The organism is Puia sp. (genome assembly GCF_035546395.1).
GTDB lineage: Bacteria > Bacteroidota > Bacteroidia > Chitinophagales > Chitinophagaceae > Puia.
The window spans coordinates 80,812-105,699 of sequence record NZ_DASZXR010000010.1 but is presented as its reverse complement, the minus strand read 5'-3'; the positions used below and the strand labels follow the sequence as shown (position 1 = coordinate 105,699).

Genomic DNA, 24,888 nt, shown 5'->3' with positions numbered 1-24,888 from the left:
CAGGCCGGCCCCTCGGCCCGGCATTTCGACGGCGCCTCCGTTATTTGAAGATGACGGTGCCCAGGTCCTGCAGAAGGCTTCTTTCCATTTCTTTGAGGTGCATATGTGTCTGGAGGAGCATCATCAGCTCTTCTTCCGAGTGTGGCTTACCCAGGTCGGCCTGGTTCTCTTCCATCAGGCGGTATACCTTTCGCAACTTGAGATAGCGCATGGTAGACAGCACATCTTCCTTGTACAACTCATCCGGGGTGGCGATCTTCCCTTCGTAATGTTCTTTCCAGTTGGGACTGAGTTCCAGGTGTACGTCCATCACGGACACCGCGAGCGTGCTGAGCTCCTGGTCCTCGTGATAAAGAAAATTCCTGGAGGTAGGTTCGAGGCCCTGACGGTACCAGTCCTTGAACAGATCGAGGATAGTCAGCAGCCGCTTGTTATCGATCAGGTCGGCGAGCTCGGCGAATTCTCCCAGCACATAGTCGGCCACCAGTGTTTGCTCGTCCCAAGCACGCAGACCATATTCGAGCAGGACGCGGATCATGCCGCGTTCGTTCTGCTCATGACGGAAGAGCAGGTTGAGAGAGTCTTCGTCCGTAGGGACCGCCATTGCCGAGGGATCGACCGGCTCGGAGACCGGCCGGTCTGCGGCGCCGGCGGTCTTTGCCTCCTGTTTGGCAATGCGTTCGCGGATGAATTTGTTGACCAGGGTGTAAAGCCCTGTCTCCTCGATCCGGAGGATCTCGGCTGATTGGCGGATATAGTCCTGCTGGCGGGTAAAGTCCTCGGCCTTGTTGATGCGGGCGATGGTCTCGGCGACCTGGTTGACCACGGCCGCCTTTTTGTTGCTGTCGCCGCCCGCGTCCTTGAGGGCGACCTCCAGTTGGAAGAGGATCACGTCCTTTTTATTGGCGGCGATGAATTCCCGGAAGGCGGATGCGCCGATGCGGCGGACATAGCTGTCGGGGTCTTCCTTGTCGGGAATGAGGACGAGCTTGACGTCGAGGCCTTCTTCGAGCGCCATATCGAGCCCACGCATCGCGGCTTTTACGCCGGCGCTATCGCCGTCGTAGATGATGGTGAGATGGTGGGTATACTTGCGGATGAGTCTGAGTTGGTCCATCGTCAGACTCGTTCCGCCACTGGCGACCACATTCTCGATTCCCGCCTGGTGCAGGGATATCACATCCGTATAGCCTTCCACGAGAAGGCACTCGTCGGCCTTATCGATGGCCTGTCTTGCCTGGTAGGAGCCGTAGAGGATCTTGCTTTTGACATAGATCTCGTTCTCCGGCGTGTTGATGTATTTGGGTGCGCGGTCATTGCTGCGAATGATCCGGGCGCCGAAGCCGATGATCTTCCCGGTGTGATTGTGTACGGGAAAAATGACGCGGCCCCGGTAGTTATCGATCAGCTTCTCTTCGCGTTGGACAACGAGGCCGGTTCGGATAAGGTACTCCGGATTATATTGTGCGGCAAGCGCGGCGCGGGCGAAGGTATCGCGCTGGTCAGGGCAGTAACCCAACTGGAATTTGCGCATGATCTCCTCGTTGAAGCCGCGTTCTTTCAGGTAGCTGAGACCGATATCGCGGCCTTCCTCGGTATTGAAGAGTGAATCGGCGAAGAACTTCTGAGCAAAGGTATTGATGATATAAAGGCTGTCGGCCACCTGTTGCTGCTGGCGGGCTTCGGGGCTGAGCTCTTTCTCTTCGATCTCTACATTGTAACGGGCCGCCAGCCAGCGGAGGGCCTCCACATAGGAGTATTTCTCGTGCTCCATGAGAAAGGAGATGGTATTGCCGCTACGGCCACAGCCAAAGCATTTATAGATCTCCTTTGCAGGAGAGACGGTGAAGGAGGGTGTCTTCTCGTTGTGGAAAGGGCAAAGGCCAAGATAGTTGGTGCCTCGTTTCTTGAGTTTGACGAAGGCGCCGACGATCTCGATAATATCGATACGGCTGAGTATCTGTTGTATGGTTTGTTGGGAGATCATTCCGGGCCCGAAAGTAAACCGTAAAAATACCGTAAATTATGTATAAAATAGAGTGGTTTTACCTATACTAAATTATTCTTATTTTGTGTTTTAGATTGGGCAATGCCCAAATCAAAACGTAAACGTACATCCTTTGAAAAACGGAGTCAATTCCTTACTCTTCGAAGTAGTCTCCAGCCTGGCGATTGTCCTTTGTTTTGTTCCCTTTCTGTTCCTCGGTCTGAAGAAAATGCGGCAGGTGAATACCTACTGGGTGATCGGTATCTACTGGCTTTTCAACGGGCTTGTCAACCTGCCGACGGCTGGGTTCGTCACTTCCGAGGCGGGTCGGGCGATCCTGCAACGGATAAACAATTTCTATACATTCACGGAAACGCCGATGGTGTTGCTGGCCTTTGCCTTTGCCAGTTCGGGCCGGTGGAGGAAGCAGATGATCTGGGTGATGCTGGCCTTTGTCGCCGCGGAATCGGCTCTATTGGCATGGCGGGGATATACGATGAACTCCCGCGCATGGATCACGGGGGCAGGCCTGGTGTTGGTGCTGGGGTATAGCGTGACGGGCCTTTGGCAATACTTAAAGAAAATGGAACATAGCCGCTTTGAGGATTCGATGGTGTTTGTCTATGCGGCGTTGCTTTTTGGATACGGGAGCTTTTTGATCATTTATATCTTTGCGCATTTCCGGACGGGCCCGGCGGCGGTGACCTATAATGAAGCAGACAGCTTCCTGCTGTATTATATCAGCCTTCTGCTGTCTGCTTGCGTAACTTGTACAGGGCTGGGGAGCTATGGGCTCCGGAAAAAACGCGTCCGCAGACCCCTCGTTTCCTCTTACTCTTCATCTTCCTCGTAATTGTAGGTGTCCTGGCTATCGTTGTAGATAGATTCCCAGGTCTTTACCTTGTCGTCTCCGAGCAGTTCCAGGATGTCGAAGATGGGATCGGTCTTTTTCTTCCAGATCGTTTGGGTCGAATCGGCGTATTTAGAAACATACATACACAGATCGGTTTCCATGTTCACCTTGATCAGGCCGACGGGTCCTTCCTCTTTTTCCTGGATCAGATAATAACATCCCTTTTCCAACAGCGCATACGAATACATACATCACCTTTTTTTAGATAAGACAATACACGATTTTTGATTGTGAACAGAACTAATGGGAAGTAAGTGGGCCCGATCTTATCGGATGGTAGAGGCTGAGGTTGGATTAGTAATTGCCCGCAGCAGTACCATACAAAGGTACGAATTTTGGCTTTTCTGGCGGCTTTCTTTCCTGCCCCTCGGGGGTGTTCCTAATAAATTAATTGCAATTAATTGATTATCAATGCAAAGGCCATCCCTTTTGGGATGGCCCTGCTCTTGACCACTTATCCTACAGCCTCTTGTTGGACTATTTGTCCAGTTTGATCTCCCCGACGTCGGCGGTCTGGCCGTCACTGACTATGATCCCGTCCTTGGCGATATTGCGATAGGGGGGCTTGGCTTCGATGACGATCTTGTAGGCGCCGGGTTTTACATCGGCGATCTCGTAGGAACCGTTGACGATGGGCGCCCGCACCGTGTCGGTGGCGGATTCAGCCCAGGCGCGTACGCCGCCTTCAGCCGGTGTGACCGTACCCCGTATCGATCCTGCCTTAAAATGGGTGAAGGCGAACAACCCTGCAACAACAACGGTCGTGGCGATAAGCCTGAAAAGGGTGAATTCCATAAACGTAGATTTAAAAATGATCGTTGTTCTACGCTCCGGGGACGGGTTACTGTTTTTATTTTACAAGGACTGTGCCATAAACGATTTGTTAACAAGGCTTTATTGGGGAAAATGTTCTACATGGGTTTCACTTCGTCTATCCATCAACGATAGCACCCTTCTCCAGCCGGAGGAAATGGTCGATACATCCCGGCAATTCATGGCGGTAGTGGCTGACGTAGATGAGCGTGGTGGCGAAGGCTTCGACGAGGGTGGTGATGAGACTGCGGAAGCGGGCCATTTGTTCGTCGTCGAGGCCCTGGCCCGGTTCATCGAGGATGAGCATGGGCGGGTTCTTGATCAGCGCCCGGGCCAGCAGGACCATGCGTTGCTGGCCGGTGGAAAGCTGGATGAGGCGGCGGCTGCGAAGGTCCCAGAGAGAGAGGAGCCGCATCCAGCTTTGGACCAGGGTTTCCTGCTCTTCGTTCAAAACGCGGAAAAGCCCCACCGTGTCGAAGAGGCCGGAGGCGACGACGTCGTGGGTGGTGGCGCCGGAGTCGAAATAAAGGTGCAGCTCGGGGGAGACGAAACCGATGCGTTTTTTGATATCCCAGATGGATTCGCCGGTGCCACGCCGGCGATCGAACAGCCAGATCTCGTTGGCATAGGCCTGGGGATTGTCGGCGGTGATCAGACTGAGCAGCGTGGATTTGCCGGCGCCGTTGGGACCGGAGACGTTCCAGCATTGTCCCTTCCTTACTTCCCAATTGATATTGTCGAGAATGGTTGCGTTGCCATAGCGAATGGTCGTATTGACCATTTTGACGGCCAGCTGGAAATCCGGGCCGGCATTGTCGAGGGCTTCCTGCCTAAGCCGGCCGAGGATCGCAGGGTCGAGGGTGGTCGTGGCGATGTCCTGCGAAGGTCGGAAACCGGCTTTGGCGCCCTGGAATACCCATTTCCCGGCATCGAGCTGTGCGATGTGGGTGATAGAGTCGGGGATCTCATGAACGCTGGTGATCAGCAGAAACTGGATCTTTCGGGCGACGAGATCGTTGATGATGTTATGGAGCGTGGCCCGGCCCTCGGCATCGAGTCCGAGGAAGGGGTTGTCGAGGATGAGGAGCTCGGGTTCCTGCAGCATCGCGATCGCCAGCTGCGTGCGCTTGTTCTCGCCGTTGGAGAGCTGGATCAGCGGCTTGTCGAGCAGCGGGCGGACATGCAGGGTATCGAGCCAGGGGGCATCGGCGCCGTCCCAGCCGGCATCGGCGAGTTCCTGGGCCACGGTGATGGTCTGGTCGGCATCGGAGGCGTTGAACCGTTGCTGGTAATAGAGCTCGGTTGATCCTGGCCGGTTGCGGAACCGGTGTTGCTGTTCCACGATGCCGATGCGGCGGGTGGCCGTTGTGATGGTGCCGGTATAGAAGTGGGTGCCGAGCAGGGTGTGCGCCAATACGGTCTTGCCGCTGCCGGAAGGGCCGGTGAGGGCCCATTGTTCGCCGCGGTGGATCGTCCAATCGAGCTCGTCTAGCAGGCGGGAACCGCCCAGGTGTACGGAAACGCCTTTGAGGGTCAGGAAACTAGATGCCATGTTGCGAATGTAAGACGACTGCGCCAAAACTGAGCTGTTCAGGACAGAATGGGCCACGGGCCCACTATAAGATAATTTCGCGCCGGGCCCATTTTTTCGAAGAGGGCCCTTGGGCGCGAAATATCCACAAGTGTAGACATTCAAATAAATGGGGGTTGAGATCGTTTGATTATATTGCGCCCTTGCGGGCTGGACGCCCGCAAGCCGAAGGCCCATCATTAGACTGCGTGGCGGAAAATGGGCATATTTTCGGGTTGACCATTTTCCGCCGCGTATCGGGCTGGACGCCCAATTGATCGTATTATGGCAGAAAAAAATAATTTGTTCGAGTACAACGATGACAGTGTCAGGACTTTGGATTGGAAGGAGCATATCCGGCTCCGGCCCGGGATGTATATCGGGAAGCTGGGGGATGGGAGCAGTGCCGATGACGGCATCTACGTGCTGCTGAAGGAAGTGATCGACAACTGTATCGACGAGTACACCATGGGCTATGGCAAGCAGGTGGATATCGCCATTGAGAATAAGACCGTGACGATCCGTGACTACGGGCGTGGCATTCCGCTTGGAAAGGTGGTGGATGTCGTCAGCAAGATCAACACCGGCGCGAAATACGACAGTAAGGCCTTCCAGAAATCGGTGGGATTGAACGGGGTCGGTACCAAGGCCGTCAACGCGCTGAGTAAGTATTTCAAGGTCTCCGCCTTCCGGGACGGGAAGGAGAAAACCGCGGAGTTCTCGAAGGGGGAATTGACCAAAGAGTTCAAAGAGACGAAGACCAGCGAATCCAACGGTACCCTGGTGAGCTTCATCCCCGATGACAGCGTCTTTAAGAATTTTCACTTCCTCAATGAATATGTCGATAACCAGCTGTGGAATTATTGCTATCTCAATGCGGGACTGGCGATAAATTTCAATGGGAAGAAGTACATCTCGAAGAATGGGTTGCTGGACCTGTTGCAGCGGCGGACGAATGAGGACGAGTTGCGGTACCCCATTATCCACCTGAAGGGGGAGGATATCGAGGTAGCCATCACCCACAACAATGACTACGGGGAGGAGATCTTCAGCTTCGTCAACGGCCAGTACACGACCCAGGGCGGTACGCACCAGCAGGCTTTCCGGGAGGCCTTTGTCAAGGTGATCCGGGATTTTTACAAGAAGGACTATGATGCCGCCGACATCCGGCAAAGTATTGCAGCGGCGATCAGCGTCCGTGTGGTCGAGCCCGTGTTCGAGTCGCAGACGAAGACCAAGCTGGGGAGTCTGAATGTTTCCGAGGGGGTCACGATGAAGAACTTTATCAACGACTTCCTGACCAAAGAGCTCGATAACTATCTCCATAAAAATCCCACTACGGCCGACTCGCTGAAGAAGCGGATCGAGCAGAGCGAGCGCGAACGGAAGGAGCTGGCGGGGATCAAGAAGCTGGCCAACGAGCGGGCGAAGAAGGCTAACCTGCATAATAAGAAGCTGCGGGATTGCCGCTTCCATTATAATGATGAGGCGACCGGGAAGGATAAGGAAGCCATGCTCGAGAAGCAGAAGGAGAGCACGATCTTCATTACCGAAGGGGATTCGGCGAGCGGCAGCATCACCAAGGCGCGTGAAGTGGAGACCCAGGCCGTTTTCAGCCTGCGGGGCAAACCGCTGAACTGTTTCGGGTTGACGAAGAAGGTGGTTTACGAGAACGAGGAATTCAATCTTTTGCAACACGCGTTGAATATTGAAGAAGGGATCGAGGGCCTGCGATACAACAATATCGTGATCGCCACCGATGCCGATGTCGACGGCATGCATATCCGTCTGTTGCTGATGACCTTCTTCCTGCAATTCTTCCCCGACCTGGTCAAGAACGGCCACGTCTATATCCTCGAGACGCCGTTGTTCCGGGTGCGGAACAAGCAGGAGACGCATTATTGTTATGACGAGACCGAGAAGCAGGCGGCTGTGAAGAAGCTGGGAGGCAAGCCGGAGATCACCCGGTTCAAGGGGTTGGGTGAGATCTCGCCGGATGAGTTTGCGCGGTTTATCGGTCCCGATATGCGCAAGCAGCCGGTGATGGTGATGCAGGATACCCACATTCAGCAGATATTGGAATATTATATGGGTAAGAATACTCCTGAGCGCCAGGATTTTATTATCAAGAACCTAAAGGTGGAGCTCGACCTGGTGGAGGAGGAAAAAGCCTAAGTTATGATCCACATCGTTTTTCAATTCAATGACATCGAGGTGCTGAAGAAGGCCTTTGAGCTGGAGCCTTCGTTTTCCGGCGAGGTGCTGGAGATCCAGGACGATTTTGCCGTGGGTCCGCTGGTGGATATCTATACCGCGGAAGGCTGGGAGGCAAGAAAGCAATGGTGGCGGGAAGTGCTGGCCGGCGGAGACGGCGACGGCAAGGTGGATAACGGGAGCGTGGGGGACGACCTGGCCAAGGTTGCGGCGCTGAAACAGCGGCTGATCGAAGAGCCAAAGGAGATCGTCTGGATCTGGGCCGCGCAGAACAAGCACGACGTGAGCGGCTATTACTGGCTGATGAGCCAGCTGAAGGAGTTCCAGGGACGGATCTTCATCCTATACCTGAACAATCTGCCTTTTATCAATGAGAAGGGGCAGATTTTCTACCCGGAGCACCTGTCGTCCATTCCGCCGCGGGAGTTCCTGAAGGCGCGGAGGCTGGCCAGGCCGATCACGCTGAGCGAGTTCGAGATCGATCCTGACGAATGGAACAAGCAATGCCAGGAGGGGAGGGGAGTGCGGTTGCTGGAAGGGGGCAAGAAACTGTCGATGCAGGATTACACCTATTATGATGAGGAGCTGCGGAAGTTGATTACCGGGGACTGGATCAAGGCGAGTAAGCTGATCGGTCAGTTCCTGGGCAAGGCGAAGCAGACCACGGGCGATATGTACCTGTTGTGGCGGATCAAGCAGCTGGCGGCGGCCGGGGAGCTGGATGTGCAAGGCGAGTTGAAAGGGATGAAGGATTTTGAGGTGCGGTCGAAGGCCGCGGCAGCGGCGATGCCGCCGACGGTTGAAGAGGCGGCCGGCTGACGGGTGGCGCACGGATGGACATCATGAACAAACTCATAAAAGCGGAAGAAGCGGCGATGCTGCTGCTGAGCATTCTTCTTTGGTCGCAGTTGCATTTTGCCTGGTACTGGTGGCTGGTATGGATACTGGCGCCCGACCTGTCGATGCTGGCCTACCTGGGCGGCAACCGCATCGGGGCGATCGGCTACAACCTGGTCCATCATAAGGGCGTTGCGATCGGCGTTTACCTCTTGGGATGGTATTGGGCAGACCGGATGGTCGAGGGGGCCGGGATGATCCTGTTGGGTCACAGTTGCATGGATCGCGCAATGGGATACGGGTTGAAATATTTCAGCGGGTTTTCCGACACGCATTTGGGGAAGATCGGAAAGGACAGAAACAACAAATAATTATGGCGAAGAGCAAAATATCGGATGATTTTCACAACAATGACTCGGGGGTGACCGGTCAGTATAAGAACTGGTTCCTGGATTACGCCTCCTACGTGATCCTCGAGCGGGCCGTGCCGGCCGTCGAGGACGGGCTGAAGCCGGTGCAACGTCGGATCCTGCATGCGATGAAGGAGATGGATGACGGCCGGTTCAACAAGGTGGCTAATATCATCGGACAAAGCATGCAATACCATCCCCACGGCGACGCAAGTATCGGTGAGGCGCTGGTGAACATGGGTCAGAAAGACCTGTTGATCGACACCCAGGGCAACTGGGGTGATGTCCGGACGGGGGATGACGCCGCGGCGTCGCGGTATATCGAGGCGCGCCTGAGCAAATTTGCGCTGGAAGTGGCCTTTAACGCCAAGACCACGGAGTGGCAGTTAAGCTATGATGGCCGGAAGAACGAGCCCGTCACGCTGCCGATGAAATTCCCGCTCCTGCTGGCGCAGGGGGCGGAGGGCATCGCCGTAGGTCTGGCGACCAAGATCCTTCCGCATAATTTCTGCGAGCTGTGTGAGGCCGCGATGAAATACCTGAAAGGCAAAAAATTCGAGCTCTACCCGGATTTCCTGACGGGCGGAATGATCGACACTTCCAACTACAATGATGGGAAGCGGGGAGGTAAGGTGCGCGTCCGGACGCATATCGAGGAGCTGGATAAAAAGACGCTGCTCGTAAAGGACGTTCCCTATGGCGTGACGACGACGCAGCTGATCGACTCGATCCTCAAGGCCAACGAACAGGGCAAGATCAAGGTGAAGAAGGTGACGGACAACACCGCCGCCGAAGTGGAGATACAGATCGATCTGGCGCCGGGTATTTCGCCGGATATAACGATCGATGCGTTGTATGCCTTTACGGATTGCGAGGTGAGCATCTCGCCCAACGCCTGTGTCATCATCGATAAGAAACCCACGTTCCTTGGCGCCCGGGAATTGCTGAGTGCGTCGGTGGATCATACCAAGGACCTGCTGAAGCGCGAACTGGAGATCAAGCTAAGCGAGCTGCAGGAGAAATGGCATTATACCTCGCTCGAAAAGATCTTCTTCGAGGAAAAGATCTATAAGGAGCTGGAGAAGAGACACGAGACCTGGGAGAAGGTGCTGCTGGCGATCGCCAAGGCTTTCGAGCCGTTCCGCAAGCAGCTGAAGCGCGATATCACCCGCGAAGACATCGTGAAGCTGACCGAAAAGCCGGTCAGGCGCATCTACCGGCTGGATATCGAAGAGCTGAATGCCCAGATCAAGGGCCTGGAGGCCGAGATCAGGCAGGTGAAGCACGATCTCAACAACCTCGTCGACTTTGCGGTAGCGTATTACGAAAATTTGCTGAAGAAATACGGCAAGGGCCGCGAGCGGAAGACGGAGATGCGGCCCTTCGAGGCGATCCAGGCCCAGCAGGTGGCCATCGCCAACGCGAAGCTGTATGTGAACCGGGCCGAGGGCTTTATCGGCACGGGGTTGAAGAAGGATGAATTCGTAACGGATTGTTCCGATCTCGACGATATCATCGCCTTTACCAAGGGGGGCAAGATGAAAGTGGTGAAGGTGGCCGACAAGACCTTTATCGGGAAAGACATCCTTCATGTGGCGGTCTTCCGGAAGAATGACGAGCGGACCACCTACAATATGATCTATGTCGACGGCAAGAGCGGGGTCAGCTATGCGAAGCGGTTCAACGTCACGGGGGTGACCCGTGACAAGGAATACGATATTGCCAAGGACGATCCGAAGAGCAAGGTGCATTACCTCTCGGCCAACCCGAATGGCGAGGCAGAGGTGGTGAAAGTGGTGCTGAGTCCATCGTCCACGGCGCGAAACAAGGAATTCGACTTTTATTTCGAGGAGCTGGAGATCAAGAACCGGAGCTCGTTGGGCAACCAGGTGACGAAGTACCCGATCCGGAGCGTGAAGTTCAAGGAGGCGGGTAAGTCGACGCTGAGCGGAAGGAAGCTTTGGTTCGATCCGACCTTTGGACGGTTGAACGAAGAGGGCAAGGGCGAATATCTCGGGATGTTCGAAGGGGACGAACGGCTGCTGGTGATCTATAGCGACGGGAATTATGAACTCACCGATACCGAGCTAACCCAGCGTTTCGATGCCGATAAGATCATCGAGATGCGCAAGTTCGATCCGGAAAGGATCATTACGGCGATCTACCTCGATAACGAGAAGCTGCAGTACAATGTAAAACGGTTCAAGATCGAGACGACGACGTTACGGAGCAAATTCCTCTTCATTAAGGAAGGGGACGGGAACCGGTTGGACCTGGTGACGCTGCATCCGGAGCCGGTCGTGGTGATCAAGTCGGGCAGGGGGGCGCAGGCCAAGACCCAGAAGATCAAGATCGCGGGTTTTGTCGAGGTGATGGGATGGAAGGCTGTAGGCAGCAAGTTATTCGACTTCAGCAAGAGCGTGGAGTTTGAATGGGGGCATAAGGAAGAAGCGAAGGAGACGCCGCCGCAGCAGGAGCTGTTCTAGACTATTGCTGCGCAATAGCCTTCGCCTTCTTGCGCTTGATCTGGATGGTGGCGTTCTCGGTGAGACTGCTGCTCATAAATACCTCGTAGCGGTTCCTGCCGTCGGTGAGCACCATCAGAGCGGTGTTGGGGGGAATGCGGCCGAGGTTCTCGGCGAACATGCTGATCTCGTTGATGTCGCGGGTGCTGTCGAGGTGGAGGAAGAGGTTGAAAGCCCTTGCGTCGAGTCCCTGGTGGGAAAGCGCGATCTGCTTGTTGACGAAGACGGAGATACTGTCGCCGTCGATCTCTCCATTATCATAGAAGCTCAGGCGAAGGGAATCGGATTCGACCTCGAGGACGCGGTTGACGACGGGTTTGCGTTTGGCAAAGGACTCTTCTATCTTCTTTTTCTCTTCTTTTACGGGATCGACGGGGGGTGGGGCCGGTGTGGCTACCGGGCCGGCATTGGCTTGTGCGGCGACGGGCTGGGTCGCAGCCCTGGCGCTGTCGGGGGCGGGTGGTGGCGCAACCGGAGCCGGCTCGGATACAGCGGGCGCCGTGACCGGGGTGGTAGCCGCCGGCGTGTTCGCAGTAATGGCATTGACGACGACGTCGTCGGGCTGCGGCTTCCAGATGCGGGCGCTGGCGACGCCGGCCTCGATGGTGCTATCCGTCTGATTATCAGACTTGTCCAAGATATAGTTGACTTTTATGCTCGGGCAGGTGTATTTGTATTTTGGATCGGCGTAAAGGGCGCCTTTGACAGTGCTGCCGGCGCGGGAGTGGATCAGGAGGCCAACGAACTGGGTGTTGCAATCCACGCTGTTGAGCGTGGACGTGGACCCGTAGAAGGTGACCGGGACGTCCTTGATCGTGATCTCCCGGGTCTTGGGGTCATAGCGTCCGTGGATGAAGAAGCTTTGGTATTTATCGCGGAAGTAGTAGCCGAAGATTCCCTCGACGCGGTTGCCTTTTTGCTTTATGACGAGCTCGGTGAGGTAGTTGTTATGGACGCCCGCCATGTCGACGTCGGCATGGCCATACCAGGATCCGGATACGGTTTGGGCGGACAGGACGCTGTGCGTGGCGAGGAGGGCACCTATCAGTAATACTTTTTGCATCGGGTGGCGGGGTTTTACCCCTTACGGGGGTAAAACAGAAATTTTCGTGCCATTATTGTTTTGAAGGACCGTTTTATTGCCGGTTGAGATATCGTTTTATCTCTTTTTGGGTGTCGCGCTGCTTGATGGTCTCCCGTTTGTCATACTGCTTCTTGCCTTTACCGAGGCCGATCTCCAGCTTTGCGTAGCCCTTTTCGTTGAAATAGATGCGGAGGGGGACGATGGTGTAGCCTTTCTCCTTTATCTTGTTCCCGAGCTTGCGGAGCTCTCTTTTGGTAAGGAGGAGCTTGCGGTCGTGTACCGCTATGTGGTTGTTGGTGGTGCCGAAGCGGTATTCGGCAATGTGCATGTTGCGGACCCAGAGTTCGCCCTGGAAGAAGATGCAAAAGCTGTCGACGAAGTTGACCTTGCCGTCGCGGATGGATTTGACTTCCGTTCCGGCCAATACCATACCTGCATCGTATTTGTCCTCGATGAAATAATCATGATAGGCCGATCTGTTCTTTATCTCCGTGCTCATACGTTTCTATGTTCGGGCTGCTATCCCTTGAACAGGGTAAACAGGGTAGCGAGGCGATCTTTCAGCTCTTTCCGGTTGACGATAAAGTCGAGGAAACCGTGTTCGAGCAGGAATTCGCTGCGTTGGAAGCCTTCGGGCAACTCTTTTTTGATCGTCTCCTTGATGACGCGGGGGCCGGCGAAGCCGATGAGGGCGCCGGGTTCGGCGATGTTGAGGTCGCCGAGCATCCCGAAGGAGGCCGAGATGCCGCCAAAAGAGGGGTCGGTCAGCAGGGAGATGTAAGGCAGCTTTGCATCGGTGAGCTGTGACAATTTACCGGTGACTTTGGCCATCTGCATCAGGGAGAAGGCGCTTTCCATCATGCGGGCGCCGCCGGATTTGCAGATGATCAGCAGGGGCGCCCGATGGGCCAGGCAGTAGTCCACCGCCCTGGAGATGCGTTCGCCCATGACACTGCCGAGTGAGCCGCCGATGAATTCGAAGTCCATGCAACCGACAACGATATGATGGTCCTTCAGATCGCCGGCAGCGACGCGGATGGAGTCGGTGATCTCGGTCTTTGCCCAGGTCTCGTCCAGCCGCCGCTGGTAGGATTTCAGATCGGTAAAATGGAGGAAGTCCTTGGCGCGGATATTCTCGAAGAGTACTTCGTATTGATTATCGTTGAAAAGGATCTCGAAATATTCGGTGCTGCCGATGCGGTGATGATGGCCGCATTTGGGGCAGACAAACAGGTTTTCCCGCAATTCCGTAACGGTACAGATGAAATTGCAGTTGGGACATTTTGTCCAGAGACCTTCGGGCGTCTCCTTCTTTTCTGCCGTGGTGGTCAGAATACCCTTTTTGATGCGCCTGAACCAACCGCTCTTGGTCTCCTCGCTCTGTCCTTCGTCCCCCGCCAGGTTCGCTTCAAAATCTTCTTCGTTCTTCATTTGTGGTTATTTTGCGACGTAGAAATTGGCGGCTAAGATACTAAACAACCGGCATTTCCCGTCTTACTGTCTTTCCGGCGACAAAAAAAGTAAATGAAAGGTATTTTTGAACGGTTCCTGTGCTAAATTTGCGCGGTTGGCTTAAAAGCTTTAAGTATGAAATGGTCTGAACTCTTTACTTCTTCCGTGGGCAAGAAATTCGTTATGGGCCTTACGGGAATATTCCTGATCCTTTTTCTTATCGTGCATGTCTGTGTGAACGCCTGTATCTGGGCGATGGATGGGGGGCAGATGTTCAATCTGGCGGCGCATTTCCTCGGCACGACCGTGGTTATGCGGACCCTGGAGATCGGGCTCTTTGCGGGTTTTATCCTGCATATCGTACAGGCGTATGTCCTGGAGCAGCAGAACCGGAAGAAGCGGAGCGTCGGCTACCAGGTGCCGATGGGCAACAAAGGGAGCAAATGGTATTCGAGGTATATGGGCTGGCTGGGTACTTTTGTCCTGCTGTTCCTGGTGATCCATATCAAGAATTTCTGGATCCCTTCCCGATTCCTGGAGATGCCCGAGGTGAGCTATCCGCCCGGAGTAGAGGTTCACGATCTGTTCAGCCTGATGAAGGATACCTTCACCAATATCTGGCTGGTGGTTATCTACCTGATCGGTTGTTTGGCCCTGGCCTATCACCTGATGCATGGCTTCCAAAGTGCGTTCCGGTCGCTGGGTGTGTCCAATAGCCGATATCTGAAGCTGATCAACGGCGTCGGGGTCGGCTTTGCGATCATTGTGCCGCTGGCCTTTGCCATGATGCCGATCTCCATGTATTTTAACTGGGTATAGATCGCCTGAATTTTAAACTGGTTCGTTTTCTCATCAAATCATACGATTCGTCATGTTCCAATCAAATGTCCCCGAAGGTTCTTTGGATAAGAAATGGGAAGATTATAAAGGTCATGTGAAGCTGGTGAACCCGGCCAATAAACGCAGTATCGAGATCATCATCATCGGAACAGGGCTGGCCGGGGCGTCCGCCGCGGCTTCGCTGGGGGAAATGGGTTATAAGGTCAAGGCGTTTTGCTTCCAGGATTCGCCGCGCCGGGCGCATAGCATCGCTGCGCAGGGGGGGATCAACGCCGCCAAGAACTATCAGAATGACGGGGACAGCACGTTCCGGCTTTTTTACGACACCATCAAAGGGGGCGACTACCGTTCGCGCGAGGCCAATGTATACCGGCTGGCGGAGGTAAGCGCCAATATCATCGACCAGTGCGTCGCGCAGGGGGTGCCCTTTGCGCGGGAATATGGTGGGTTGCTGAGCAACCGCTCGTTCGGCGGGGTGCAGGTTCAGCGGACCTTCTATGCGGCCGGGCAGACGGGACAGCAATTGCTGATCGGCGCCTACCAGGCCCTGGAGCGCCAGGTGGCGCTCGGGAACGTGGAGATGTACACCCGGCACGAGATGCTGGACATCGTGGTGATTGACGGCAAGACCCGGGGGATCATCGCCCGCAATCTTATTACAGGCGAGCTGGAGCGGCATTTCGGTCATGCGGTGCTGTTGGCCAGTGGTGGCTATGGCAATGTCTTTTATCTCTCGACCAACGCCATGGGCAGCAATGTCACGGCGGCCTGGAAGGCGCATAAGAAAGGCGCGTATTTCGGCAATCCCTGCTTTACGCAGATTCACCCGACCTGTATCCCGGTGACGGGGGATCATCAGTCGAAGCTGACGCTGATGTCGGAGTCGCTGCGTAATGACGGGCGGATCTGGGTGCCGAAACAAAAGAACGATCCGCGGAAGGCCAACGAGATACCTCATGAGGAACGGGATTATTACCTGGAGCGCCGGTACCCGGCCTTTGGCAACCTGGTACCCCGGGATGTGGCCTCGCGTGCGGCCAAAGAGCGGTGCGATGCGGGCTACGGAGTGGGAACGTCCAGGCAGGCCGTGTACCTTGATTTTGCTTCGGCCATCGAGCGGTATGGCAAGACGGAGTGCCGAAAGCACGGGATCGACAATCCCACGGCCGAGGATGTCCGCCGCCATGGCGTAGAGGTCGTAAAAGAAAAATATGGCAACCTCTTCGATATGTATGCGAAGATCACCGGGGAAGATCCGTACAGCACGCCGATGCGCATCTACCCGGCGGTGCACTACACCATGGGCGGCCTTTGGGTGGATTATGAGCTGATGACCTCCGTTCCGGGGCTGTATGCGCTGGGCGAGGCCAATTTCAGCGATCACGGCGCCAACCGGCTGGGCGCCTCGGCGCTGATGCAGGGATTGGCGGATGGATATTTCGTCATCCCGTACACGGTCGGAAATTACCTGGCGGGCGAGATCCGGACCAAGCCGATCCCCACCACGCACGAGGCTTTCGTCGCAGCGGAAAAAGAAGTTGCAGACCGGCTGAGCCGGCTCAAGAATATCAACGGGACCCAAAGTCCCGAGAGCTTTCACAAGCGGTTGGGTAAGATCATGTGGGATAAGTGTGGAATGGCCCGGAACGAGGCCGGCCTGAAGGAGGCGATCGAAGAGATCCGGGCGTTGAAGGCGGAGTTCTGGAAGGATCTGCGGGTGACCGGCGATATCGCCGAATTCAACCCCGAGCTGGATAAGGCGGGCCGCGTGGCCGACTTTATCGAGCTGGGTGAGCTGATGTGCCTGGACGCTTTGCAGCGACGCGAGAGCTGCGGCGGTCATTTTCGCGAGGAGATGCAGACCGAGGAAGGGGAAGCCAAGCGGGACGATGAGAATTTCAGCTTTGTAGCAGCCTGGGAATACAAAGGCGAAAGCAACTGGGAACTTCATAAGGAAGCGCTGACCTTCGAGGTTGCCCATCCCACGCAGCGGAGTTATAAGTAAAACCTTTTCTATGACCATAAGAGACTGGGTCGACCTTGGCGCGAAACTGCTGGCTGGTTTGGGGGGATTGGGTTTCTTTATAGCGGCCTTCAGCTATCGTCAGCAGGTGCGGATCCGGCAGGCAGAGTGGTTGAAATCGCTGTTCGAGAAATTCTTTGAAAATTCGACTTATAAGGACGTGCGGTCCTGGTTGGATTACGGTGTATTGCACGAACGGCTGACGGTGGGAGATGCGGTGCTCAGGCAGCAAAATGAAGAGAAGTTCACGGACTTCCTCAACTTCTTCGAGTTCGTCGGGGTTTTGCATTCGAGGGGGCATCTTCCGCTGGACCAGGTCTGGGATGTATTCGACTACTATCTGAGTAAGATGAGTACCGATGCGGATTGCAGGGAATGGATCGAAAAATATGGTTTTGAACGGCTGAAAGGCCTTTTGGCAAGAGCATGACAACCTTTTTATTCGTATATGGCACTTTGCGGAAGAATTTCGATCTGAAGCTGAAGAACAGGGTCGCCAATGAGCTCGAGTATGTAGGTCAGGCGAAGATCGGGGCGACGCTGTACGATATCGGCCGATACCCGGGGGCGGTGAAGGACCGGTCGGGTAGGGAAGTGATCGGGGATGTGTTCCAGGTGAACGACCCCGGGGCGGTTTTCAAGGTGCTGGATAAATACGAAGGAGAGGAGTTTGTCCGCCGGAAGGGAAAAGTGCGGATGAGGAAGGGCGGGGAGCTGAATGCCTGGATCTACTGGTATGATCCCGATGTGTCTGATAAGACCCCGATAAGACATAAAGACTATTTGAACTATTTGAAAAATAAAAGTATCCACTAAGCGATTTTGTTATGGAACATTATACGATGAATCTCACCCTCAAGGTATGGAGGCAGAAGAACAAGAAAGACAAAGGCGGCTTTGAGACCTATTCCGTCAGCGGCATTTCTTCGGAGATGTCCTTTTTGGAGATGTTCGACGTGCTGAACGAGCGTCTGGTGGTGGAGGGGAAGGACCCGATTGCTTTCGACCACGATTGCCGGGAGGGGATCTGCGGCATGTGTTCCATGTACATCAACGGCCGGCCGCACGGGCCCTGGGAGGGAACGACCACCTGCCAGCTGCACATGCGGGCTTTTAAGGACGGAGACACCATTGTCGTGGAGCCCTGGCGGGCCAATGCGTTTCCCGTCGTCAAGGACCTGGTGGTCGACCGGAGCTCCTTCGACCGGATCATCCAGGCCGGCGGGTATATCTCGGTAAATACCGGGAACGCGGTGGATGCCAATGCGATCCCTATCGAAAAGGATAAGGCGGACACGGCTTTTGCCGCTGCGGCCTGTATCGGCTGCGGCGCCTGTGTAGCGGCCTGTAAGAACAGCTCGGCCCTGCTTTTTGTGTCGGCGAAGGTGTCCCACCTGGCTTTGCTGCCCCAGGGTGGCCCCGAGCGGAAGACGCGGGTGCACGATATGATCGCGCAGATGGATAAGGAGGGTTTTGGGAGCTGTACGGCGACCGGAGCCTGCGAGGCCGTCTGTCCGAAAGAGATTTCTATTCAGAACATTGCGCGGCTGAATGCGGAGTATGCGCATAGCGGTCTTACGACTGATAAATAGTTAAAACCCAGAAAAGGCGGAGCCTTTTCCAGGACATCATTGGAAAAAACGAGGCCTTATTTTTCCCGGAAAGGCCTCGTTTTTTCGTACCTTTGCGCCCATGATCAGAGTGAACAATGTCACCCTGTCCTTTGGGAAAAGGGTTCTATTCGACGAAGTCAATCTTAGTTTTACAAAAGGGAATTGCTATGGGGTCATCGGCGCCAACGGGGCCGGGAAGTCCACATTCCTGAAGATCCTGGCCGGCGACATCGAGCCTTCGAAGGGATCGGTGGAGATCGCCCCGGGTCAGCGGATGGCCGTGCTGAACCAGAACCACTTTGCCTTTGACGAAGACACCGTGCTGAATACCGTGCTGAAAGGGCACCAGAAGATGTGGAGCGTGATGCAGGAGCGTGACGCGATCTATGCCAAGGCCGATTTTTCCGAAGAGGACGGGATCCGCGCGGGCGAGCTCGAAGGCGAGTTTGGCGAGATGGGCGGTTACACCGCCGAAAGCGATGCGGCGGCCCTGCTCAGCGACCTGGGCGTGAAGGAGTCGGCGCATAGCAGCCTGATGAAGGAGCTGCCCGGCGCCCTGAAAGTACGGGTGCTGCTCGCGCAGGCCCTGTTCGGCAACCCGGACATCCTGATCCTGGACGAACCTACCAACGACCTTGACGTCGAGACGATCAACTGGCTGGAGAACTTCCTGGCCGACTATGAGAACATCGTCATTGTCGTTTCCCACGACCGTCACTTTCTCGACGCCGTCTGTACGCATGTCGCGGATGTGGACCGGGCGAAAATAAAGATCTTTACGGGTAACTATACCTTCTGGTACGAATCCTCGCAGCTGATGGCGCGGCAATTGTCGGACCGGAACAAGAAAAATGAAGACAAACGCGCTGCTTTGCTGGAGTTCATCGCGCGGTTCTCCGCCAATGCCAGCAAGTCCAAGCAGGCTACGTCGCGGAAAAAGGCGTTGGAGAAACTGACGATCGAGGAGATCGAACCGTCCAATCGCCGTTATCCGGGCATTATCTTCAAACAGCTGCGGGAAGTGGGCAACCAGATCCTTAATATCGAAAAGCTCGCCAAGAAGGCCGAGAACGGCCGGTATCTTTTCTCCAATGTCAACTTCAGTGTCAACAAGGGCGACAAGATCGCTTTTGTCAGTAAGGATCACCTGGCGCTGACTACATTCTTCAAGATCATCAATGGAGAGATGGCGGCGGATAGCGGGAAGTATGAATGGGGGACGACGGTGACCAAGGCCTATCTGCCCAATGATAACAGCGAATATTTCGAAGGGGAACAGATCAACCTGATGGACTGGCTGCGGCAGTTCGTTCCGCCACACGTGACGGATGTCGATGAGCCGTTCCTGCGGGGATTTCTCGGGAAGATGCTGTTCAGCGGCGATGAGGTGCTGAAGAACACACATGTGTTGTCGGGAGGGGAGAAGGTACGGTGTATGTTGAGCCGGATGATGTTGCAAGACCCGAATGTAGTGATCCTCGACGAGCCGACGAACCATCTCGACCTGGAGTCCATCCAGTCCTTCAACGAATCCATGAGCAACTTCAAGGGGATCGTCCTGCTGACGTCCCATGACCATACGTTCATGCAGACGGTGGCCAACCGGGTCATCGAGCTGACGCCGGTCGGGATCATCGACCGGCTGATGTCCTTTGACGAATACCTGGAGGATGCGCGGGTGAAGCAGATGCGCGAGGAGCTGTATCCCCGGGAGGACCTGGTGAAGGCTTAGGACCTTCAGCGGCCGGCGGGAACGGAGGGCGCGGAATGCTTACGGTGTCAACCGGTAGACGATGCCGAAGTGACCTGTATTGAACTTCGTGCCGCCATCCACCTGGAAATAGAACGTGTATCTTCTGCGGGTATACTCTGCTGCTACATTCGCATAGTGATATTGCAGGCGCCCGAGCCGGATCGAGTCATAGACCTTCGGATCGCGGTAAGGGGCGCCGAGGATCCAGCCACGTGAGATGCGCAGACCTACTATTTCTTTCCTTCCTTTTATCACCCATTCCGTGCTGATGCCTGCGGAGCCGAAGAAGCGGTCGCGGATATCCAGGGTCGCCAGGCTATCCGGTAGTTTGGCGCGGAAACGGCGATAGCCCCCGAATTCGCGCTGGAGATTGGTCTCCACCCCGACTATGCGCCATTCGCAGCCGCCGCCGAGCGGGATGACGTAGTCGATGCCGCCGCTGAAACCCGTTCCACCGAAGAGGTGACGGCCGCAGTAGGCGTTCAGCTCGGCGGCGTGGGCAGGCTGATTGATCGGGGGGAGCCAGTTGGTATTGCTATCCCATGCGCGGGCGTTGTAGTTGCCGAGGGACAGGCCAAGGCCGGAGAAGCATTGAAACCGGCCGAATTGATGGGCCCAATAGATCGAGGCGTCGCCCCCGGCGAGCGCATCCTGTCGATTGACATTTCCGGCGCCCCAGAAGATGGCTGCCTGGGCATAGAAGGCTGTCTTCTGGCTGTCGGCCAGCAACGGGAGCGGATGGCATTCACCGGAGTTGCCGTTGAAGGGGCTGACGTAGATGGCTTGCGCGTAGTATTGATAGGCGCAGCCGGGTAGGAGGGTGGCGGCGAGCGCCAGGGATAGGGAGACGAGGGGTCGGCCGGCCATCTTTTGCATAGGTGGTGTGGTAAGGGTTTTAGGCTTGACAAGCGCGCATGGGGCCAGCGTTGCAGGATATGAATGTGATGATACAATAAATATCCCTTTTTCTGCATTTTTACAAAAAACCTCGTTGTTGATCAAAAGGCTGCTTATATGGGTGTTGTTGTGTGTGTTTGGCGGCGTTTTGGCTGCGAGGGGTCAGACGGCGGGTGCGGATTCGGCCGTTCGGGCCGATAGCCTGCGGAAGGCGGATTCTATCCGTAAAGCCAGGTCCGATACTTTACTCAATGCCGCGGCGATGCTGCGGCACGTCGATTCGATGAACCGCGCTGCTTCAGACCCGGTTGATTCCCTGAGACTTAAGTTGGAAGCTCAAATGAGGGCTGCCCGTGCAGGACAGGGCAGGCCCCCGGTGAATATGGGGTCGCCGATGCCGCCCCCCAGCAAACGGACACTCGTGCGGAAGCCCGCGGACCTGTCCAATCTCCACCGGAAATATATCCCCGTCCGGGGTGGGCGGATCCCGATCGATTCGTCCAGCCTTATCCCAGGGGCCTTTTTTGTCAAAGACGTCCCCGACTCCGCCTACCGGCTGGACCCGGTGAACGGCAGCCTGGTATGGGTTCATCCGCCGGCCGGAGCGGACAGCGTATGGGTGGTCTACCGGACTTTCCCCTTCCGGCTGAACTCCGTCGCCAAACGGCTCAATTTCGACAGCATCGAGAACTATTTCCTATTCCGTCCCTATGAGAAGGACAGGGATGGCCGGAGCAGCACCGACAATTTCTTCAATTTCGGGAATATCACCTACAACGGCAGCTTTGGCCGGAGCATCACCTTTGGGAACAGCCAGGACGCCGTCGTCACCTCCAACCTCAACCTCCAGCTAAGCGGCTTTTTGGCCGATAGCATCGAGATTGTCGCGGCCATCACCGACAACAATATCCCAATCCAGCCGGACGGCACGACGGCCAACCTGAACGAGTTCGACAAGGTGCTCCTGCAATTCAAGAAAAAGAACTGGGCCCTCACGATGGGAGATATCGACCTGCGGCAAAACAACCTGTATTTCCTGAACTTCTACAAGCGGTTGCAGGGCGCTTCCTTTGAAAGCACGGAGCAGCTGGGACCGGGAGTGACCAACCGGACCCTGGTCAGCGCGGCGATCGCCAAAGGGAAATTCAACCGGAATATCTTCAAGGGACAGGAAGGCAACCAGGGGCCCTACAAGCTGCAGGGCGCCAACGGGGAGTTGTATTTTATCGTGCTGGCGGGAACGGAGAAGGTCTTCATCGACGGACAACTCATGCAGCGGGGCGAGGACCAGGACTATATCATTAACTACAACACCGGCGAGGTAACCTTTACCCCTAACCGCCTTATCACACAGGATGCGAGAATTCAAGTGGAATTCGAGTACGCCGACCGAAACTATCTCAATGTCAACCTATACCTGTTCGACGAGGCGAACATCAACAACAAACTAAAACTGAAGGTGGGCCTGTTCAGCAACAGTGATTCCCGGAATTCGCCGATCAACCAGACGCTGACGCCCGACCAGAACAAATTCCTGAACAAACTGGGGGATAGCATCCAACGGGCTTTTTATCCCGTAGCGACGGTGGATACGTTTGCTGCGGGAAAGATCCTGTACAAGAAGGTCGATACCACGTACAAGAACGCAGCCGGGGTGTTGGTGCACGACTCGGTGTATGTCTTCTCCACCGACGCCACGCAGACCCTCTATAGCCTTTCGTTTGCGAATGTCGGGCCAGGCTATGGCAACTATGTGCCTGATCTGAACGGCATCAACGGGAGCGTGTTCTACTATGTACCGCCGGTGAACGGCGTGATGCAAGGTTCTTATGAGGCGGCGCAGTTCCTGGTTACGCCCAAGACCCAGCAGGTGGCGACGGTAGGGGTGGACTATGCTCTTGACAAGCACAGCACGATGACGGCGGAACTGGCGCATAGCCATTATGATATCAATACCCTTTCCACCATTGATAAGGGGAGTGATAACGGCAATGCCATGAAGTTCACCTTTAAGAATGTTAAAGCCATTGGATCGGCCGCCCGCGGGTTGAGTCTGATTTCCACCGCAGGTTTCGAATATGTGAACAGGAATTTCACGCCGATCGAGCGACTCAGGAGTCCCGAGTTCACGCGTGACTGGGGGCTTTCTTTGTATGTCACCCCGGCCGACGAGCGGATCTATTCCGCGGGGCTCCAGCTGAGTGACAAGAAGCTGAATGCGATAAAATATGATGCCGCCCGCTATGAGCGTAGCGATGGGTTTACGGGAACGCGCAACATGATCACCCAGCGACAGAGCTGGAAGGGCTGGACCCTCAGCAGCCGGCTGAGCCTTACCACCAGCGACAGCAGCCACCGGTTCTCCGGCACTTTTCTGCGCCCGTCCGTCGATCTTTCGAAGACGCTGCCCTTTTTAAAGGGATATGTCATCGGCGGCGGGTATTCGCTGGAGCGGAACGAGAACAAGGACAAATGGGCCGATACGGTGACAGCCACCAGTTATGCCTTTCATACCTGGACGGCTTACCTCAAGAGCCCCGAGAAAGCGCCGAACAAATGGGGAATGAGCTATGTGACGCGCACCAACTCCTATCCTTCGGGCCGTAGCCTGGGAGTAGGCGACCAGAGCCACACCTACAGCGTTTTCGCCGACTTCCTGAAGAACTCCCATCACCAGTTCCATATCACGGCCAGCTACCGGGAGATGCGGATCAGGGACAGCACGCTGGCTTCGCGCACCGTGGATAGCAGCACGCTGGCGCAGCGAGGCGACAAGACCCTGCTGGGGCGGGTGGAGTATGTGATCAACGAGTGGAAGGGGCTGGTGCGGGGTAATGTCCTTTATGAGATCGGGAGCGGTCAACAGCAACGGCTGAACTATACCTATCTGCAGGTGCCGGCAGGAACCGGGCAATATGCGTGGATCGACTACAACAAGGATGGTCTCCAGCAGCTGAGCGAGTTCGTGCTGGCGCAATTCCCCGACCAGGCCCAGTATATCCGGGTCTATACTCCAACCAACAACTATATCAAGGCCAATTACAACACGTTCAACTATAGCGTTTCGATAAACCCCAAGGCGGTCGTCACGACGCAGAGCGGGAGCTTCCTGCATTTCCTCGGCCGGACGCTGTTGCAATCCTCGATGCAGCTGAACCAGAAGGAAGAGGCCCATGGGCTGATCGAATACAACCCCTTCAAGGCCCCGTTCAGCGATACGGCCCTGATCTCGAGGACGCTGATACTGGTCAACACCTTTTCGTTCAACCGCACCGATCCGCGCTGGGGCTTTGACCTGAGCAACACCCGAAACGGTGGCAAAACCCTGCTGACGTATGGGTACGAGACCCGGCAGACCGATGAATGGTCGCTGCGGACCCGGCTGAACATGAGCAAGTCGATCGCGCTGACCGGGGTCTTCCGGAATGGCACCAACCGGTATAACAACTCGAGCACGAATTTCGACAGCGCCAATTATAACCTGAAACAATGGTCGGCGGAGCCGGGGGTGACCTTTACGCGGCGGAGCAATCTTCGGGTCGGCGTCAGCTGCCGGCTGACCTCGAAGGTCAATTCCGAACAGTGGGGGGGGCAGACTTATACCGCGGAGTCCTGGAACACCGATTGGAAGTACAATATCCTCCAGAGTACGTCCATCCAGGGGAAGTTCACGATGAGCTCGATCGTTTATTCCGCGGCCGGCGGGAAGACGCCGAGTACGACCTCAGCGGTGGCCTATACGATTCTTGAAGGGTTGCAGCCGGGAAAGAACTATCTCTGGAGTATGGATCTGATCAAGAAGCTCGGGAATAATCTTGAGCTATCGCTGCAATACGAGGGGCGAAAGGCGGGGACGACGGGGATCGTTCACACAGGGCGGGCGGCGCTTCGCGCGTTGCTATAGGGCAAAAAAAATACCCTCCGGATGGAGGGCATTTTTTTATGCAGAGGTTTTTC

General features: G+C 55.6%; 20 protein-coding genes. 12 read left to right on the top strand and 8 right to left on the bottom strand.

Annotated elements, in window-relative coordinates; all coding sequences use genetic code 11:
• Nucleotides 1-40: 40 nt before the first annotated feature.
• Nucleotides 41-1,987, bottom strand: coding sequence for a DNA primase (gene dnaG / locus VHE34_RS10425; RefSeq protein ID WP_325587491.1), 1,947 nt, complete (start codon nucleotides 1,985-1,987; stop codon nucleotides 41-43).
• A gap of 133 nt (nucleotides 1,988-2,120) precedes the next feature.
• Here dnaG and VHE34_RS10420 point away from each other — a divergent pair, with 133 nt between their 5' ends.
• Nucleotides 2,121-2,840, top strand: a complete 720-nt coding sequence (locus VHE34_RS10420; protein WP_325587489.1) for a hypothetical protein — start codon at nucleotides 2,121-2,123, stop codon at nucleotides 2,838-2,840.
• On the opposite strand, the gene VHE34_RS10415 is transcribed toward VHE34_RS10420, so the two are convergent.
• The 3 genes from VHE34_RS10415 to VHE34_RS10405 all read right to left on the bottom strand — a co-directional run bounded on the left by VHE34_RS10415 (nucleotide 2,819) and on the right by VHE34_RS10405 (nucleotide 5,265).
• Complete coding sequence (locus tag VHE34_RS10415; RefSeq protein WP_325587487.1) at nucleotides 2,819-3,088, bottom strand: hypothetical protein; 270 nt, start codon at nucleotides 3,086-3,088, stop codon at nucleotides 2,819-2,821. The genes VHE34_RS10420 and VHE34_RS10415 overlap by 22 nt on opposite strands.
• Nucleotides 3,089-3,377: 289 nt before the next feature.
• Complete coding sequence (locus VHE34_RS10410) at nucleotides 3,378-3,695, bottom strand: carboxypeptidase-like regulatory domain-containing protein (RefSeq protein WP_325587485.1); 318 nt, start codon at nucleotides 3,693-3,695, stop codon at nucleotides 3,378-3,380.
• Between the two features lie 136 nt (nucleotides 3,696-3,831).
• On the bottom strand, nucleotides 3,832-5,265 hold the full coding sequence (locus VHE34_RS10405; RefSeq protein ID WP_325587483.1) for an ATP-binding cassette domain-containing protein: 1,434 nt from the start codon (nucleotides 5,263-5,265) through the stop codon (nucleotides 3,832-3,834).
• 303 nt (nucleotides 5,266-5,568) lie between these two features.
• On the opposite strand from VHE34_RS10405, the gene VHE34_RS10400 reads away from it, so the two are divergent.
• From VHE34_RS10400 to VHE34_RS10385, 4 genes are read left to right on the top strand one after another with little or no spacing between them, the layout of a single operon-like run.
• Entirely contained in the window at nucleotides 5,569-7,458 is a 1,890-nt protein-coding gene (locus VHE34_RS10400; protein WP_325587481.1) for a DNA topoisomerase IV subunit B, read from the top strand.
• A gap of 3 nt (nucleotides 7,459-7,461) precedes the next feature.
• Entirely contained in the window at nucleotides 7,462-8,316 is an 855-nt protein-coding gene (locus tag VHE34_RS10395; protein ID WP_325587479.1) for a DUF1835 domain-containing protein, read from the top strand.
• Between the two features lie 23 nt (nucleotides 8,317-8,339).
• Nucleotides 8,340-8,705: a DUF4260 domain-containing protein gene (locus VHE34_RS10390; protein ID WP_325587477.1), complete on the top strand. Its 366-nt coding sequence runs from the start codon at nucleotides 8,340-8,342 to the stop codon at nucleotides 8,703-8,705.
• A 2-nt stretch (nucleotides 8,706-8,707) separates the two neighbouring features.
• Nucleotides 8,708-11,230: a DNA gyrase/topoisomerase IV subunit A gene (locus tag VHE34_RS10385; protein WP_325587475.1), complete on the top strand. Its 2,523-nt coding sequence runs from the start codon at nucleotides 8,708-8,710 to the stop codon at nucleotides 11,228-11,230.
• A gap of 1 nt (nucleotide 11,231) precedes the next feature.
• Here the strand turns inward: VHE34_RS10385 and VHE34_RS10380 are convergent, their stop codons facing one another.
• The 3 genes from VHE34_RS10380 to accD form a co-directional block, all read right to left on the bottom strand.
• Complete coding sequence (locus VHE34_RS10380; RefSeq protein WP_325587473.1) at nucleotides 11,232-12,332, bottom strand: hypothetical protein; 1,101 nt, start codon at nucleotides 12,330-12,332, stop codon at nucleotides 11,232-11,234.
• Nucleotides 12,333-12,405: 73 nt separating this feature from the next.
• A complete protein-coding gene (gene smpB / locus VHE34_RS10375; protein ID WP_325587471.1) occupies nucleotides 12,406-12,852 on the bottom strand; it encodes an SsrA-binding protein SmpB in 447 nt (148 codons plus the stop codon).
• Nucleotides 12,853-12,872: 20 nt separating this feature from the next.
• The gene (gene accD, locus VHE34_RS10370) at nucleotides 12,873-13,784 is read right to left on the bottom strand and encodes an acetyl-CoA carboxylase, carboxyltransferase subunit beta (RefSeq protein WP_325587469.1); all 912 of its coding nucleotides are present in this window, start codon (nucleotides 13,782-13,784) and stop codon (nucleotides 12,873-12,875) included.
• A 156-nt stretch (nucleotides 13,785-13,940) separates the two neighbouring features.
• On the opposite strand from accD, the gene VHE34_RS10365 reads away from it, so the two are divergent.
• From VHE34_RS10365 to VHE34_RS10340, 6 genes are all read left to right on the top strand, one after another.
• Nucleotides 13,941-14,624, top strand: a complete 684-nt coding sequence (locus tag VHE34_RS10365) for a succinate dehydrogenase cytochrome b subunit (RefSeq protein ID WP_325587467.1) — start codon at nucleotides 13,941-13,943, stop codon at nucleotides 14,622-14,624.
• A 52-nt stretch (nucleotides 14,625-14,676) separates the two neighbouring features.
• Nucleotides 14,677-16,650, top strand: coding sequence for a fumarate reductase/succinate dehydrogenase flavoprotein subunit (locus VHE34_RS10360; RefSeq protein WP_325587465.1), 1,974 nt, complete (start codon nucleotides 14,677-14,679; stop codon nucleotides 16,648-16,650).
• Nucleotides 16,651-16,660: 10 nt separating this feature from the next.
• Nucleotides 16,661-17,098, top strand: a complete 438-nt coding sequence (locus VHE34_RS10355; protein WP_325587463.1) for a hypothetical protein — start codon at nucleotides 16,661-16,663, stop codon at nucleotides 17,096-17,098.
• Nucleotides 17,095-17,484, top strand: coding sequence for a gamma-glutamylcyclotransferase family protein (locus VHE34_RS10350; protein ID WP_325587461.1), 390 nt, complete (start codon nucleotides 17,095-17,097; stop codon nucleotides 17,482-17,484). The genes VHE34_RS10355 and VHE34_RS10350 overlap by 4 nt, the downstream gene beginning before the upstream one ends.
• A gap of 11 nt (nucleotides 17,485-17,495) precedes the next feature.
• Nucleotides 17,496-18,260, top strand: coding sequence for a succinate dehydrogenase/fumarate reductase iron-sulfur subunit (locus VHE34_RS10345; protein WP_325587459.1), 765 nt, complete (start codon nucleotides 17,496-17,498; stop codon nucleotides 18,258-18,260).
• A gap of 100 nt (nucleotides 18,261-18,360) precedes the next feature.
• On the top strand, nucleotides 18,361-20,013 hold the full coding sequence (locus tag VHE34_RS10340; RefSeq protein WP_325587457.1) for an ABC-F family ATP-binding cassette domain-containing protein: 1,653 nt from the start codon (nucleotides 18,361-18,363) through the stop codon (nucleotides 20,011-20,013).
• A 39-nt stretch (nucleotides 20,014-20,052) separates the two neighbouring features.
• On the opposite strand, the gene VHE34_RS10335 is transcribed toward VHE34_RS10340, so the two are convergent.
• Entirely contained in the window at nucleotides 20,053-20,910 is an 858-nt protein-coding gene (locus VHE34_RS10335; protein ID WP_325587455.1) for a hypothetical protein, read from the bottom strand.
• A gap of 118 nt (nucleotides 20,911-21,028) precedes the next feature.
• Between VHE34_RS10335 and VHE34_RS10330 the strand changes: the two genes are divergently transcribed.
• Entirely contained in the window at nucleotides 21,029-24,835 is a 3,807-nt protein-coding gene (locus VHE34_RS10330; RefSeq protein ID WP_325587453.1) for a hypothetical protein, read from the top strand.
• Nucleotides 24,836-24,888 lie beyond the last annotated feature (53 nt).

Coding starts and splice junctions, on each gene's coding strand:
- dnaG (WP_325587491.1), bottom strand. CDS start 1,987: ATGATCTCCCAACAAACCATACAACAGATACTCAGCCGTATCGATATT.
- VHE34_RS10415 (WP_325587487.1), bottom strand. CDS start 3,088: ATGTATTCGTATGCGCTGTTGGAAAAGGGATGTTATTATCTGATCCAG.
- VHE34_RS10410 (WP_325587485.1), bottom strand. CDS start 3,695: ATGGAATTCACCCTTTTCAGGCTTATCGCCACGACCGTTGTTGTTGCA.
- VHE34_RS10405 (WP_325587483.1), bottom strand. CDS start 5,265: ATGGCATCTAGTTTCCTGACCCTCAAAGGCGTTTCCGTACACCTGGGC.
- VHE34_RS10400 (WP_325587481.1), top strand. CDS start 5,569: ATGGCAGAAAAAAATAATTTGTTCGAGTACAACGATGACAGTGTCAGG.
- VHE34_RS10395 (WP_325587479.1), top strand. CDS start 7,462: ATGATCCACATCGTTTTTCAATTCAATGACATCGAGGTGCTGAAGAAG.
- VHE34_RS10390 (WP_325587477.1), top strand. CDS start 8,340: ATGAACAAACTCATAAAAGCGGAAGAAGCGGCGATGCTGCTGCTGAGC.
- VHE34_RS10385 (WP_325587475.1), top strand. CDS start 8,708: ATGGCGAAGAGCAAAATATCGGATGATTTTCACAACAATGACTCGGGG.
- VHE34_RS10380 (WP_325587473.1), bottom strand. CDS start 12,332: ATGCAAAAAGTATTACTGATAGGTGCCCTCCTCGCCACGCACAGCGTC.
- smpB (WP_325587471.1), bottom strand. CDS start 12,852: ATGAGCACGGAGATAAAGAACAGATCGGCCTATCATGATTATTTCATC.
- accD (WP_325587469.1), bottom strand. CDS start 13,784: ATGAAGAACGAAGAAGATTTTGAAGCGAACCTGGCGGGGGACGAAGGA.
- VHE34_RS10365 (WP_325587467.1), top strand. CDS start 13,941: ATGAAATGGTCTGAACTCTTTACTTCTTCCGTGGGCAAGAAATTCGTT.
- VHE34_RS10360 (WP_325587465.1), top strand. CDS start 14,677: ATGTTCCAATCAAATGTCCCCGAAGGTTCTTTGGATAAGAAATGGGAA.
- VHE34_RS10355 (WP_325587463.1), top strand. CDS start 16,661: ATGACCATAAGAGACTGGGTCGACCTTGGCGCGAAACTGCTGGCTGGT.
- VHE34_RS10350 (WP_325587461.1), top strand. CDS start 17,095: ATGACAACCTTTTTATTCGTATATGGCACTTTGCGGAAGAATTTCGAT.
- VHE34_RS10345 (WP_325587459.1), top strand. CDS start 17,496: ATGGAACATTATACGATGAATCTCACCCTCAAGGTATGGAGGCAGAAG.
- VHE34_RS10340 (WP_325587457.1), top strand. CDS start 18,361: ATGATCAGAGTGAACAATGTCACCCTGTCCTTTGGGAAAAGGGTTCTA.
- VHE34_RS10335 (WP_325587455.1), bottom strand. CDS start 20,910: ATGCAAAAGATGGCCGGCCGACCCCTCGTCTCCCTATCCCTGGCGCTC.